At 66.2% G+C, this 15,965-nt stretch carries 2 protein-coding genes; both read right to left on the minus strand.

The genetic code is table 11. The annotated features are described in order from the left end of the window. On the minus strand, positions 1-3,756 hold a 3,756-nt coding region (locus tag AB0366_RS26710; protein ID WP_366246593.1), incomplete at its 3' end, for an amino acid adenylation domain-containing protein. 53 nt (positions 3,757-3,809) lie between these two features. Further along, positions 3,810-15,956, minus strand: a complete 12,147-nt coding sequence (locus AB0366_RS26715) for an amino acid adenylation domain-containing protein (protein WP_366246594.1) — start codon at positions 15,954-15,956, stop codon at positions 3,810-3,812. Positions 15,957-15,965: the final 9 nt, after the last annotated feature.

Here is a 15,965-nt window from a genome sequence, read left to right on the forward strand (position 1 = left end):
CACGATCGCATACATACCCACGAACAGATCCAGACTTCGCCCGATCGCAAGCCCCACCAGCGAATCAGGCCCCACCCCGACCGACACCAGATGCCTCGCAAGGCGATTGGCTCGCGCCGCGAACTCCGCATACGACAACCGCTCACCCTCGAACACCAACGCCTGCGCATCAGGAGTCTCGGCCACCTGACGATCGAACAGATCGACCAGCGTTGTACCCGACTCGATCTCGGACACCGCTCCGGCACCGAGTGCGAGAACAGAATTACGCTCGGCCGGGTCGAGCAGGTGGATGTCACCGATCACCGCCGTGGGCGAGTCGGTGACCGCAGTGAGGATCCGCTCGAACCGCCGACCGAATTCGGCCATCGTGGATTCGTCGAAGAGGTCGGCGGCATAGGTCAGTGCCACGGTGAGACCCGACGGCTCACCTTCTGCGGCAATCGAATTCCACAACGTCACCTGCAGGTCGAACTTCGCCAGATCCGCCTCGTAGTCGAGTGCGGCAACGCGAAGACCCGGGATCTCCACCGAGGTCTGATCGAGATTCTGGAACGTGAGCATCACCTGAAAGAGTGGATGCCGGGCCTGCGACCGCGCCGGAGCCAACGCGTCGACTAGCTTCTCGAACGGTACGTCGGCGTGCGAGAACGCCGCGAGGTCGACGCCCCTCACCTCACGCAGGAAGTCTTCGAACGTCGCGTCCGGTTCGACGGCGGTGCGCAGAACCAGGGTGTTGACGAACATTCCGATGACGTTGTCGAGGACTGCGTCACCACGTCCGGCCACAGGTGTGCCGATCGAGATGTCCTCGCTGGAAGACAGTTTGGCGAGCAGAGTCGCCAGTGCGGCGTGCACGACCATGAAGGTCGTCGCGCCGTGTGCGCGGCCGAGCTTCTCGAGGGCGAGAACCAGATCTGGATCGATCTCGAACTTGTACGTTCCACCTCGGGTCGAGGCGACGGCAGGACGTGGCCGGTCGGTGGGCAGTTCCAGTTGATCGGGCGCTCCGCCGAGGCGTCCGCGCCAGTACTCCTGCTGAGCCGAGAGCACCGACTCGGGATCGTCCTCGTTGCCGAGAACCTTTCTCTGCCACAGCGTGAAGTCGGCGTACTGCACCTCGAGCGGAGTCCACTGCGGGGCCTGCCCGTTCGAGCGGGCAACGTAGGCCGTCACCACGTCGCGTGTGAGCGGACCCATGGAGAACCCGTCGGCGGCGATGTGATGGACAACGAACGCGAGCACGTGCTCGGTGTCCGACAACGCGAGCAGCAAGGTCCGGAAGGGCAGCTGAACCGACAGGTCGAACGGGCGCAGAGCGAACTCGAGCAGGGTGGCGGGAAGCGCCGCTTCCTCCGCAGCCGAGATCTCCAATTCGACTGTTGCCGAATCGGATCGGAGTACGTGCTGGTAGCCGACACCGTCGCGGTCCGGGAACACGGTGCGCAGCGATTCGTGCCGATCGAGAACGTCGGCGAGCGCGGCACGCAGCGCCGTGAGGTCGAGCGCCCCGGACAGGGTCAGTGCCACCGGGATGTTGTTCACTGCAGATTCGGGCTCGAATCTGTTGAGGAACCACATGCGCTGCTGAGCCAGCGACAGAGGGACGTGGTCGTGATCCGGCTGCGCCGTCAACGGAATACGGTGGCCGGTCGAATCCGACGCGTCCACGGCAGCAGCGAGTTCGGCAACGGTCGGGGCGTCGAAGAATGCGCGGACGTCGACGGCCGAGCCTCGTTCGGCGTTGACCCGTGCGATCACGCGGGTGGCGTTGAGAGAGTTGCCGCCGAGTGCGAAGAAGTCGTCGTCGACACCGACGCGCTCGATACCGAGAACGGTCTCGAAGATCGACACCAACGCGATCTCGGTCTCGGTGCTCGGAGCGCGGTACTCCTGCACCTGCGATGCGAAATCGGGCGCAGGCAGTGCTTTTCGGTCGAGTTTGCCGCTCGCGTTCAGCGGAAACTCGTCCAGGACGACGAACACCGACGGCACCATGTACTCGGGCATACGCCGTCGCACCGCGTCCGCGAGGCCGTCGTGATCGATGTCGGTATCGGTGCTGACGACGTATCCGACGAGCTGCTGTTCCGACTGTTCCGACTGCTCGGACGAATGGAGCAGCACAGCCGCCTGAGTCACCTCGGGCTCGGCGAGCAGAGCCGATTCGATTTCGCCCAGCTCGATGCGTAGGCCGCGTAGCTTGACCTGGAAGTCGGTGCGCCCGATGTACTCGATGAGGCCGTCGGCGCGTCGGCGCACCAGGTCGCCGGTGCGGTACATGCGGTCGCCCGGCTCACCGAACGGGTCGGCCACGAACCGGTCGGCGGTCAGGTCGGTGCGTCCGAGGTATCCGCGAGCGAGCTGCACGCCCGCCAGATAGAGCTCACCCTCGACTCCACGGGGCGATCGCCGCAGTCCTTCGTCGAGCACGTACAGATCGGTGTCGTCGACGGCAGCACCGATGGGGACCGAGGCTTCTTCCACCTGCTGGGTTCGGTAGTACGTGACGTCGACGGCCGCTTCGGTGGGACCATAGAGGTTGTGCAGTTCCGCGTTCGAGATCGAGTGGAACGCGTTGACGGTGCGCGCCGGGAGCGCCTCACCGGAGGCGAACACCATTCGGAGCGAATCAGCCTGGGCAGCAGTGGGTTCAGCGACGTACACCGAGAGCATGGACGGCACGAAGTGCGTCACACTCACGCTGCGCTCGCCGATGACGCGGGCGAGGTAGGCGGGGTCGCGGTGGCCCTCGGGCTCGGCGATCACGAGCGTCGCACCGATCTGCAACGGCCAGAAGAACTCCCACACCGATACGTCGAACGTGAACGGTGTCTTCTGCAACACGACGTCGGCAGCGCTCATCGCATATTCGCGCTGACGCCAGGAGATGTTGGCGACGATGGCCCGGTGGCTCACCGCCACACCCTTCGGACGTCCCGTCGAACCGGAGGTGAAGATGACGTAGGCGAGGTCGTCCTCGGTCAGGGCCGCAACTCGGTCCGCGTTTGTGATCCGCCCTTCCGGCACATCGGTCAGGTCGACGTCGTCGACGAGAACGGTGACGGTGCCCGCGGGCAACTGCGGCATGTCGTTCGTGGTCGTCAGGACCAGGACCGGGTTCGCGGTGTCGAGAACGTACCCGAGTCGATCGACCGGATGATCCGGGTCCAGCGGAACGTAGGCTCCGCCTGCTGCGGAGATTGCGTACATGCCCACCAGCAGATCGAACGATCGGCGGATCGACAGTCCCACCGCCGAATCGGGGCCCACTCCCTGTGCGATCAGTACCCGGGCGAGACGCTCGACCGACGCGGCGAACTCGGCGTAGGTGCGCGTCTCGTCGCCGAAGACGAGGGCAGCTGCGTCCGGGGTGCGCTCGGCCTGATCGGCGAACAGCGTGTACAGCGTGGCGGCTTCGGGATCGGCCGAACTCGACGTCGAATCGTCATCGCCGAGAACGGACACTGCATCCGCGACGACGGTCGACACGACCGAGTCCAGACCACCCTCGGTGGCCTCGATGAGGCCCGCGAGCGTGTTGGACAAAACGACCGGGACGAGCGCGTCGGGGCCGAGGACGCCCCCCATGGCCGCATCGAGGGTGGTGATCTCCTCGTCCAGGCGGGCGTAGGTCAGTTCCGTACCGAGGTGTGTGAGAGCTACGCGGTCGGGTTCGACCGCCGCGACGCTCCGAACCAAGCGCGGAAGGTCCTCGACCGTCAGAGCTGCATCGCTTCGACGTCCTACCGCCATCTAACTTTTCCTCCTGATCGATCCACGTGCACAACCGGCGAACTCGGCATTCGTCACGACGACGCGATCACCGACTCCGCCCGTTCGATCAACGATGCCAGAGCGGTCGTCAGCCCCTCCGCACCGAGGGCGGGCAAGATACCCGGAATCAGTGCCGACAGCGTGACCGTCACCAGAGCCTGCGGCTTCATCGCAGAGCCCATCGTTGCCGACATCTGTGCCAGTTTGGCGTGTAGAGCAGCGAAATCGACCGTCGTCGATTCGTGTTCGATGGCCACTGCATCGGGTGCGACGGTTGCTGCCTGGGCAACCAGTTCGGGCAGATCGTCCACCGTCTTGGGCTTGGCTCGCGGTGCGAACTCCGCCTTCTCCTCGTCGGAGAGGATGTCGATGGACCGCAGCACCACATCCGGATCCGAGACGACGGCGTTCAGAATCCGCAGCAACCGATCTGCGAACGTCGCGATCGACGACTCGTCGAGGATCGACGTCGCGTAGGTGAACGTCGCCTCGATGTCGCGTAGTGCCCCGGTGTCGTCGAACCTTTCGACGGCGGTCAGCTGCAGATCGAACTTGGCTTGGTCGTCGCCAGCGGGCAAGGCCTGCACCTGTAGACCCGGTAGCTCGAACGTTCCGGTCACGTGGTTCTGGAACGTCAGCATCGCCTGGAACAGCGGAGTGTAGGCACTCGACCGCGCCCGGCCCAGTGCGTCGACGAGCCGCTCGAAGGGGACGTCCGCGTGGCCGAACGCCGCGAGATCCTTGTCCTTGGCCTGCTGCAGCAGCTCGACGAACGTGCCGCTCTGATCGAGTCGGGTTCGCAACACGAGCGTGTTGACGAACATGCCGACGAGCTCGTCGAGTTGCTGTTCACCGCGACCTGCAGTGGGTGTGCCGATACTGATGTCGGAGGAATTGCTGAGCCTCGACAGCAGCACGGCGAAGGCACTGTGCACCACCATGAATGTCGTCGCAGAGTGTTCGCGAGCGATCTTCTCGATCGCCGACGCGATGTCGGTGCCGAACGAGAACTCGTACGAGGCACCCTGCATCGTCGGGCGAGGCGGTCGCGGCCGATCCAGCGGGAGCGCCAACTGTTCCGGTGCTCCGGCCAACTCGGTCGTCCAGTACGCCAGTTGCTTCGCGAGCGGACTCTCGGGATCGCTCTCGCTGCCGAGAACCTCACGCTGCCACAGCGCGAAATCGGCGTACTGGACCGGCAGCGGCGACCACGGCGGCATCTCCCCCGCAACCCGAGCGGTGTAGGCCACCATGACATCCCGGATGAGCGGTCCCATCGAGAAGCCGTCGGCGGCGATGTGGTGTGCCACCACGGCCAGTACGTGCTCGTTCTCGGCGACCTGCAGCAACGCAGCCCGCACCGGAACCGACTTCGTGACGTCGAACCCGGCACCGAGGGTCTCGGTCAGTCGGGAGATGACCGCGTCCGGTTCCACCCGCTCGGGCGACAGATCGACTCCTACCTCGGCGACAGAACCGATCTGCTGCACCGGCCCGTCCACCGAATCGGGGTACGCCGTCCGCAGAATCTCGTGGCGTCCCAGAACGTCGTCGAACGCCCCGCGCAGGGAGTCGATGTCGAGTGCGCCGGTCAACCGGACCGCGACAGGAATGTTGTATGCGGAGGAACCGGGGTCGATCCGGTTGATCGTCCACATTCTTTCCTGAGCGATCGAGAGCGGAAGCAGATCGGGTCGCTCACGAACGGTCAGTTCTCGGCGCGCACCGCCACCGACCAGCGGGGCGATGTGGGCGGCCAAGCCTGCGACGGTGGACGCCGCGAACACTGCTCGCACCGGAATCTGGGCGTCGAGTGCCTGGCCCAATCTCGAGACCAATTGCGTTGCGACCAACGAGTTTCCACCGAGCGCGAAGAAGTCGTCATCGAGTCCGGCGCGGTCGAGACCGAGCAGTTCCGCCACGGTGGACGCGACGATCTCCTCGATCGGAGTGACCGGGGCGCGGAACTCGGCAACCTCGAACTGCGGTGCCGGAAGGGCCCGTCGATCCAGTTTGCCGTTGGCGTTGAGCGGGAGGGCATCGAGGACGACGAACGCTGCCGGAACCATGTACGACGGCACGGCGCGCGCGAGTTCGGCTTCGACACTCACCACGTCGAGTACTGCCCCGGACTGTCCGACGACGTAGGCGACCAGCTGGTCCCCCATCGAACTGCCGGTGTGCACGACGACGGCGGTGTCGGCGACCGCTGCCTGAGTGCGCAGGGCTGCCTCGATCTCACCCAGTTCGATGCGGAATCCGCGAATCTTGACCTGGAAGTCGGCACGCTCGATGTAGTCGAGGCGGGCCGCTGCGGGTGCGCCGTCGACGAGCGGAACCCGCCAGCGCACGAGGTCGCCCGTGCGATACATCCGCGTTCCGTTCGCGTCGAACGGATTCGCCACGAATCGTTCGGCGGTGAGGTCTGCTCGCCCGAAATATCCTCGTGCCAGTTGCGCACCGGCGAGGTAGAGCTCTCCGGTGACTCCGGCCGGAACCGGATGAAGGCGGGAGTCCAGCACGAACACGGCAGTGTTGGCCTCGGGCACGCCGATCGGCACGGCGACGGTGTCGGCATCGGTGACCGGGTGCGAGGTCACCGACACCGCTGCCTCTGTCGGACCGTAGAGGTTGTGCAGCTCGGCGGAACCGTTGTGCCGCCGGAAATCCTGCGCCACCGCTGCGGGGAGTGCTTCACCGATGGCCAGGACGCGTCGCAGATCGGGTGACAGCTCGCCCGCGGCAACGGTGCCGAGCATCGACAGCATCGACGGCACCAGATGCAGCGTCGTCACCGCGTGCCGACGGATCAGCGTGAGCAGGTAATCGGGATCGCGATGCCCCTCCGGGTTCGCGACGACGAGTCGCCCTCCCGAAGTCAGCTGCGACCAGAACTCCCACACCGACAGGTCGAAGGTCGCTGCGGTCTTGAGCAGAGACACATCGGTCTCGTCGAGGCCGTACTCCGCGCGCAGCCAGTTCAACTGGTTGACGACGGCACCGTGCGACACTGCAACGCCCTTGGGCCGCCCGGTGGAGCCGGACGTGAAGATGACGTAGGCCGTGTTGTCGGCAGACAGCACGCCGCGGCGCTCGGTGGTCGCCACCGGCGCGGGCGAGAAGCTCGCGAGATCGAGCTGCGTCAGATCGACGACCGTTGCTGCAGAGGAGATCTCCGCGCCGACGGCCCCGGATGTCAATACGCACAGCGGAGCCGCGGTCTCCAACACCAGCGCGTTGCGCTCGGCCGGCTGGTCCGGATCGATCGGCACATAGGCACCGCCGGCCACGGAGATGGCGTACATGCCGACGAGCAGATCCACCGAGCGCCGAATGGCAAGTCCCACCGGCACTTCGGGTCCGACACCCAAACCGATCAGGTGACGGGCCAGACGCGACACCCGCTCGGAGAACTCGCCGTACGTCAGCGTGCCGTCGTCGTGCACGAGTGCAACGGCGTCACCGCTACGCGCTGCCGAGTCCACGAACAGATCGGCGAGCGTGGTGCCGCCTGCGGAATCGAAGTCACGGTCGGTGTCGTTCCACTCGTCGACGATGGCGGGTAGCTCACCGTCGAGGAACAGATCGAGATCGCCGACCGGGGTCGACGGCGACTCCGCGACGGCGTCGAGAACGGCCTCGAACCGGGCGACGAGCGAGCGAGCGGTGCGCTCGTCGAACAGATCGGTTGCGTAGGTCAACAACGCATCGAAGCCGCCCGGTGCCTCGCCGTCGTGCGGGGCCTCGTCTTCGCGCGGGGCGTCGGAGACGATCAGGTGCAGGTCGAACTGCGACGTTCCGGTCTCGGTGTCCAGTGCCGAGATTTCCAGTCCGTCGAGCTCGAATTCTCGGCGGGCGAAGTTCTGGAACGAGAAGCCGACCTGGAACAGCGGGTGACGCGCCGTCGACCGGGTGGGGTTGACGACCTCGACGAGCCGCTCGAACGGTATGTCGGAGTTGGCGAACGCCTGCAGATCGGTCTCTCGAGCCGCGTCGAGAAGGTCCTCGAAGCTCGCTTCGCCCGCCACGTCGAGCCGCAGCACCAACGTGTTCACGAACATGCCGACGAGATTTTCGATGTCCGCTTCACCGCGACCCGCGATGGGGGTTCCGACGACGATGTCCGGCGATCCCGACATGCGCGAGAGCAGCACGGCGAACGCCGCGTGCACCGCCATGAACACCGTCGCGTTGTGTGCACGTGCCAGTTCGGTGAGTCGAGCGTGCGCGGCTGCGTCGATCCGGAAATCGACGCGGCCGCCTCGGAAGGTCTGCTCGGCGGGACGCGGACGATCGAGCGGTAGTTCGATCTGCTCGGGCAGCTCGGCCAGAGCACTTTCCCAGTACCGAACCTGCTGCGCAGCAATCGATTCCGAGTCCTCCTCGGACCCGAGAACCTGGCGCTGCCACAGCGCGTAATCGGCGTACTGCACCGGCAGGGGTGCCCACGCCGGATCGGAGCCGCGGGTGCGTGCGGCATAGGCGGTCATGACGTCGGTGGACAACGGCATCACCGACAGACCGTCGGCACTGATGTGGTGGATGACCATGCCGAGTACGAATTCGGTGTCCGAGACTCGGAAGAGCGCAGTCTTCAGCGGCACCCGGGTCGTGACGTCGAACGTCGCCGACAGTAGCTCCAGAACCCGAGCGGTCACCGACTCCGCGTCGGTGTCGATCACCTCGAGTGTGGTCGGCACCTCCGACATCGGCAGGATCACCTGGTGCGGGCCCTCGGGTGAGTCCGGGTACACCGATCGCAGGGTCTCGTGACGCTCGATCACGTCGGAGACGGCACGCTGCAACGCGTCGACGTCGAGACGTCCGCTGAGCCGAAGCGCGAACGGGATGTTGTACGCCGTGGACTCGGAATCGAAGCGGTTGAGGAACCACATCCGCTGTTGTGCGAGCGAGAGCGGCACTCGGCTCGGCCGCGTCGATGCCACCAGCGCCGGCCGCGCACCTGCGCCCGAACCCTGTTCGACCCGCACTGCCAGAGCCGCGACCGTCGATGCCTCGAACAATGCGCGGACGGGAACCGTCGTGTCCGCTGCAGCACCCAGCCTGGACACCACCTGGGTGGCCACCAGCGAATTGCCGCCGAGTTCGAAGAAGTCGTCGTCGAGACCGACCCGGTCGACGCCGAGAACGTCGGCGAAGACGTCGGCGACCATGTTCTCCACCGGAGTGGTCGGTGGCCGGAACTCACGAGTGCGCGCAGCCGGCTCGGGCAGGGCTCGTCGATCCAGCTTTCCGTTGGCGGTCAACGGAATCGAGTCGAGGACCACGAAGGCCGAGGGCACCATGTACTCGGGAAGGTTCTCCCCGACCGCTGCCCTGACGACGTCGATGTCGATGGTCGACTCGGCCGCGGGCACGACGTAGGCAACCAAGCGTGCGGCACCAGGGGTGTCCTCGCGCACGATCACCGCTGCCTGCCCGACGGCAGGAGCGGACGCAACGGCGGATTCGACCTCGCCCAGCTCGATTCGGAAACCGCGAATCTTGACCTGGTCGTCGGCACGACCGACGAACTCGAGTTCTCCGTCGGTCGACCACCGTGCCACGTCGCCGGTGCGGTACAGCACCGATCCGTCGTCTGCGAAGGGATCTGCGACGAACCTCGTCGCGCTCAACCCGGCTCGACCGAGATACCCGCGCGCGACCTGACCACCGGAGACGTACATCTCCCCCGGCACGCCTGCCGGTACCAGCGACAGCCGCGAGTCCAGCACGTACACCGAAAGCCCGGAGATGGCGCGTCCCACCAGGGATCCCGATGCCTGCGCCGCGGACCGCGCGTCCACGACACGGTGCGAGACGTGGACCGTGGTTTCGGTGATGCCGTACATGTTGACCAGTTGCGGGTAGTCGTCGCCGTGACGCTCGAACCATCCGGCCAGTCGTCGCAGCTCCAGCGCCTCGCCACCGAACACGATGTACCGCAACGAATAGTCGCCTGCCGAGCCTGCGGTGCGATCGACCTGATCGAGCTGGTAGAACGCGGACGGAGTTTGGTTGAGAACGGTGACGCGCTCACGAACGAGCAACTCCCGCAATGCTTCCGGCGACCTGGAGGTGAAGTAGTCGACCACCACGACGCTACCGCCGGTGGTGAGCGGGCCCCACAGTTCCCACACCGAGAAGTCGAACGCGAACGAGTGGAACAGCGTCCACACGTCGTCGCGACCGAAACCGAAGTGCCGCTGTGTGTTCGCCAACAGCCGGACCACGTTGCGATGCGGGATCAGCACGCCCTTGGGCTTGCCCGTCGAGCCCGAGGTGTAGATGACGTACGCCGTCGCAGCCGCGGTCGCCGGAATCGGATCGACTGCCGACACGTCGCTCTGGGTCGAGGCGGTGTCGATATCGATCCTGGGGAGCGCTGCGGGAAGCGCTACCTCCACACCGGTCCACGTCAGGACAACGACCGGACGAGAATCGGTGAGGACGAACTCGATACGGTCCGCCGGGTAGGACGGATCGATCGGGACGTAGGCACCACCGGCTTTGAGCACCGCGAGCAGTGCCACGACGAGATCGGCGGTGCGCGGCAGCACGACGGCCACCAGCGACTCCGGCCCGACCCCCTGGGCGGCGAGAATTCTCGCCAGCGCAGTCGAGGATTCGTCGATCTCGCGGTAACTCGTGGAGGCACCCTCGAACACCACCGCGGGCGCGTCGGGGTCCTCGGCCACCCGAGCGGCGAAGAGGTCGACGATCGTGTCGAGCGAATCGGCGACGGCAGGCGCGTCCTGGGCGAGCGCGAGCACTCGGCCGCGCTCGGCTTCGTCCATCACCGGGACGTCGCCGATTCGCTGCCCCGGATCGCCGGCCACGGACTCGAGGACGCGGATCAGGCGTTCACCGATTGCACGCGCCGTGCTGTCGTCGTACAGATCGCGGGCGAAAGTGACGTCGATGGTCATGCCGCCGTCGACGTGGTTCTCGGTGAAGGTGAACTGAACGTCGAACTTGGCCGTCTCGACGTCGAGGTCGACTGCGCGCACGTTCAGGCCGGGGAGTTCGAGCTCGGTCTGCTCCATGTTCTGCACGGTGAGCATCACCTGGACGAGCGGGTGACGAGCCGCCGACCGCGGTGGGTCGAGTACCTCGACGAGCCGCTCGAACGGCACCTCGGCGTGGGCGAACGCCGACAGGTCGCTCTCGCGTGCCCGAGCCAGCAGCTCGGTGAACGCGCCGCCGTGATCGATTTCGGTCCGCAGGACCAGCGTGTTGACGAACATTCCGATGACGTCGTCGAGGGCCGCCTCACCGCGCCCTGCGACCGGAGTACCGATCGCGATGTCGGTCTCACCGGACAACCGCGACAGCAGCACGGCGAGCGAGGAGTGCAACACCATGAACAGCGAGCTCTGGTTGGCACGGGCCACGTCGCCGAGGCGGCCGTGTGTGTCGGCGTCGAGGGCGAGCGTGATGTTGCCGCCGCGATACGACGACCGGTCCGGGCGGACGCGATCGCCGGGGAAGGTGATCTCGTCCGGCAGCGCGGACAGAGCACGAGTCCAGTGCCGAATCTGGTTCGAGACCGGTGACGTCGGATCGTCCTCGGAACCGAGAACGGCCTGCTGCCAGAGCGTGTAGTCGACGTAGCGGACGGCGAGCGGAGCCCAACCGGGCTCGGTGCCCGCGCTACGGGCGGCGTACGCGACCATCAGATCCCGAGTCATGGGGCCGATCGAGAAGCCGTCTGCCGCGATGTGGTGGGTGACGAACGCCAGAACGTGGCGGTCCGACTCCAGCTCGAACAACGCAGCACGCAACGGCGGCGCCGCAGTGACGTCGAACCCGCCCATGGCCAGCGCCGCCAGCGCCGCCGGCAGTTCGGCCGTGGTGGTCGCAGTCGGCACCAGATCCGGCGTCACCTGTTCCGCCGGAACGATCACCTGAGAGGCGACGCCGTCGACCTCCGGGTACACCGTTCGCAAGGACTCGTGTCGCTCGACCACGTCGGCCACTGCCGCGCGCAGAGCGGAGATGTCGAGATCGCCGCTGAGCTCGATGGCGACGGGGAGGTTCTCCGTCGCGGATTCGGGGTCGAACCGGTTGAGGAACCACATCCGGCGCTGCGCGAGCGAGAGCGGTACCAGGTCCGGCAGGTCGGTGCGCACCAGAGGAATGCGGCGGCCCGAACCCGAGAGCTCGTCGAGCTTGGCCGCCAGGGCGGACACGGTCGAGGCCTCGAAGATCGTCCGAACGGTCACGGTGGTGTCGAGTGCCGCACCGATTCTCGACGCCACTCTCGTGGCGACGAGGGAGTTGCCGCCGAGGGCGAAGAACTCGTCGTCGGCACCGACGACGTCGATCCCGAGAACATCTCGGAACACTTCTGCCACAACAATTTCCGATGTGGTGGACGGCGCACGGAAGGCGCGCTGCTCGATGTTCGGCTCCGGTAGAGCGCGACGATCGAGCTTGCCGTTGGGCGTCAGCGGCAGCGCGTCGAGCACGACGGTCGCGGCCGGGACCATGTAGCTCGCGAGCGAGCGCGACGCGAAGTCGGTCAGCTCGGCGACGTCGACGGTCCCGCCGACCGCAGGTACGACGTAGGCGACCAGCTGGTCGCCCGCTGCAGCGGTCTGCCGAACCAGAACGACGACGGATTCCACGGACGGGTGCTTGCGCAACACGGTCTCGATCTCGCCGAGTTCGATGCGCAGTCCCCGCAGCTTGACCTGGAAGTCGGTGCGGCCCAGGTACTCCAACCGTCCCGAACCGGAGGACACTGCACGCCAGCGCACCAGGTCACCGGTGCGGTACATGCGCGTACCCGGTTCTCCGAACGGGTCGGGAAGGAATCGATCGGCCGTCAGGTCCGTTCGTCCGAGATAGCCGCGGGCCAGTTGAATTCCAGCGAGGTACAGCTCACCCGCCACACCGGGAGCGACCGGAGACAGTCGGGCGTCGAGGACATACGTCCTGGTGTTCCACACCGGGACACCGATCGGAACGAGGTCGACGTCCGCCTCCGTCACTGCGTGATAGGTGACGTCGACCGCAGCCTCGGTTGGACCGTAGAGGTTGTGCAGCGCCACGCCCGGCAGGACGCGTCGGAGCCGATCGCCGACCTCGGCGGGCAGCGCCTCTCCGGAAGCGAACAGAGTCCGCAGAGAGGTGGCCGCAGGCGACGGTGCCGCTGCCACGACGGAAACGAAGACCTCGAGCAGCGAGGGTACGAAGTGTGCGGTGGTGACCGACTGCGCCTCGATCGTCTCGAGCAGGTACTGGGGGTCACGATGGCCGTCGGGCTTCGCGATGACCAAGGTGGCACCGATCTGCAACGGCCAGAACAGTTCCCAGACCGAGACGTCGAACGTGACGGGGGTCTTCTGCAGTACGACGTCGTCGGCGGCGAGCTCGTACTCCGACTGCATCCACAGCAGGCGGTTGACGATCGCCTCGTGCGTGACGGCCACGCCCTTGGGCTGCCCGGTCGAGCCCGACGTGAAGATGACGTAGGCGGTGTTCGACGGTGTCAGCGCACTGATTCGGTCCGCGTCGGTGATCGGGGTATCGGAGAAACCGGACAGATCGAGGGTGTCGATATCGATGACCTCGACGCCGTCGGCCTCCACCGCGTCTCGTGATGTGGTCAGCACGCAGACCGGTGCCGCGGTTCCGAGAATGTGTGCGATCCGCTCGGCCGGCTGGTCCGGATCGATCGGTACGTACGCACCACCGGCGGCGACGATTGCGTGAATTCCGACGAGCAGTTCCACCGAGCGGCGGGCAGCGATGCCCACTGCGCTCTCGGGTCCGACACCGCGGGCGATCAGGAACCGCGCCAGACGAGCGACCCGTTCCTGGAATTCGCCGTAGGTGAGCGTTTCGTCTCCGAAAACCAGTGCAGCCGAGGACGATTCGACCAGGCCGGCGAGCGAGGCCAACGTCTGGGCGCGGTCGATCTCGTGCTCGGTGTCGTTCCAGTCGACCAGCACTCGCCTGCGTTCGACGGGCTCGAGCAGTTCGATGTCGCCGACCACGGTCGAGAGGTTGCCTGCGACGGCTTCGAGAACTGTGATCAGGCGCTCGCCGAGCGTGACGACCGTGGCTTCGTCGAAGAGATCGGTGGCGTACGTGACGTCGACGGTCATGCCCTGCGGAGCACCGCTGGGTCCGATCGATTCGACGAACGTGAACTGCAGATCGAACAGCGCGACCAGCGTCTCGAAGTCGACACCGGAGACCGACAGTCCCGGCAGTTCGAGATCTTTCTGTCCCAGGTTCTGGAACGCGAGCACCACCTGCACGAGGGGATGACGAGCCGTGGATCGGGCGGGGTTGAGGATTTCGACCAGGCGCTCGAACGGTACGTCGACGTGGGCGAGAGCCGACAGGTCGGTCTCGCGGGTGTCGGCGAGCACCTGGTCGAATCGCCGCGACGTGTCGATCTCGGTGCGCAGCACCAGGGTGTTGACGAACATGCCGATCAAGTCGTCGAGGGCTGCTTCACCACGACCGGCGACCGGGGTGCCGATCGCGATGTCGGCTTCGCCGGACAACCGTGACAGCAGTACGGCCAGCGAGGTGTGCACCACCATGAACAGTGAGGCGTTCTCTGCTCTGGCGGCATCGATCAATGCGCGGTGCAGATCCTCGTCGATGGAGAACCGCACGAGCGCACCACTGTTCGACGCCACGACAGGCCTCGGGCGATCGGACGGCACGTCGAGCTGATCCGGCAGGCCGGCCAGAGCGGTTGTCCAGTAGTCGATCTGCTGCGCGACGACCGACTGCGGGTCGTCCTCGGAACCGAGTACTTCGCGCTGCCAGAGGCTGTAATCGGCATAGTCGATCGGCAGAGGAGACCAGAAGGGCTCCTGGTTCAGCGAACGAGCCGCGTACGCGTTCATCACGTCTCGGGTGAGCGGGCCCAGTGAGAACCCGTCGGCCGCGATGTGGTGGACGACGAACACCAACAGGTGCTCGGTGGGGCTGACCTCGAAGAGTCTGGTCCGGAAGGGCAGGTCCTTCGACAGGTCGAATCCGGTCGTCGCCAGTTCTCGCAACGCGTCCGCGACGTCGTGGGCGGCGATGTCGATGGGCGTCAGATCCGGTGTGGCCGAGGCTGCGTCGACGATGACCTGATGGGCGGTTCCGTCGGTCTCCGGGAACACCGTGCGCAGGGACTGCTGCCGAGCGACGACGTCCGCGACCGCAATCTGCATGGCGCGACGGTCCAGCAGGCCGGACAGTCGCACGGCGATCGGGATGTTGTTGGCCGCGGACTCGACGTCGAACTTGTTGAGGAACCACATGCGCTGCTGCGCCAGCGACAACGGAATGTGTTGCGGCCGTTGCTGAGGAACCAGCGGCGGGCGGCTTCCGGTGGCGACCAGTGTGCCCAACCGCGCGGCCAGATCGGCCACCGTGGAGGTGTCGAACAGCTCTCGTACCGCGATTCGGGTGTCCATCGCGACGCCCAGTCGCGACACCAGTTGCGTTGCGATGAGGGAGTTTCCACCGAGCTCGAAGAAGTCGTCGTCGAGACCGACACGCTCGACTCCGAGGACCTGGGCGAAGACCTCGGCGACGGTGCGTTCGATGTCGTTGGTCGGTTCCCGGTACTCGGTCACCTCGAAAGCGGGATCGGGCAGGGCCTTGCGGTCGAGCTTTCCACTCGCGCCGAGCGGAAACTCCTCGAGCACGATCAGCGTCGACGGCACCATGTACTCCGCGAGTCGAGACCGCAGCGCACCGAGGACGGCTCCGGTTTCCACCGAGGCGCCGGACGGTACGACGTACCCGACGAGTTGCTCGTTGCGGACCACCACGACCGCCTGGGAGATCGACCGTTGCGCCAGCAATGCAGATTCGATCTCGCCGAGTTCGATGCGCAGGCCGCGCAGCTTCACCTGGAAATCCGACCGACCCACGTATTCCAGCTCGCCGTTGCGGTTCCACCGCACGACGTCGCCGGTGCGATAGAGGCGTCGCCCGGCCGGTGCGAACGGATGGGCCACGAAGCGATCCGCGGTCAGGTCCGAGCGTCCCACGTACCCGCGAGCCAGCTGCGTACCAGCGAGATAGAGCTCACCTGCGACACCGACGGGAGTGGGATGCAGTCGGGAATCGAGCACGTACACCGAGGTGTTCCACACCGGCGCACCGATGGGCATCACGTCCGAATCCTCGTCCGTGACAGCGTGATAGGTCACGTCGACGGC

The sequence above is a fragment of the Rhodococcus sp. NPDC076796 genome (assembly GCF_040702765.1).
GTDB lineage: Bacteria > Actinomycetota > Actinomycetes > Mycobacteriales > Mycobacteriaceae > Rhodococcoides.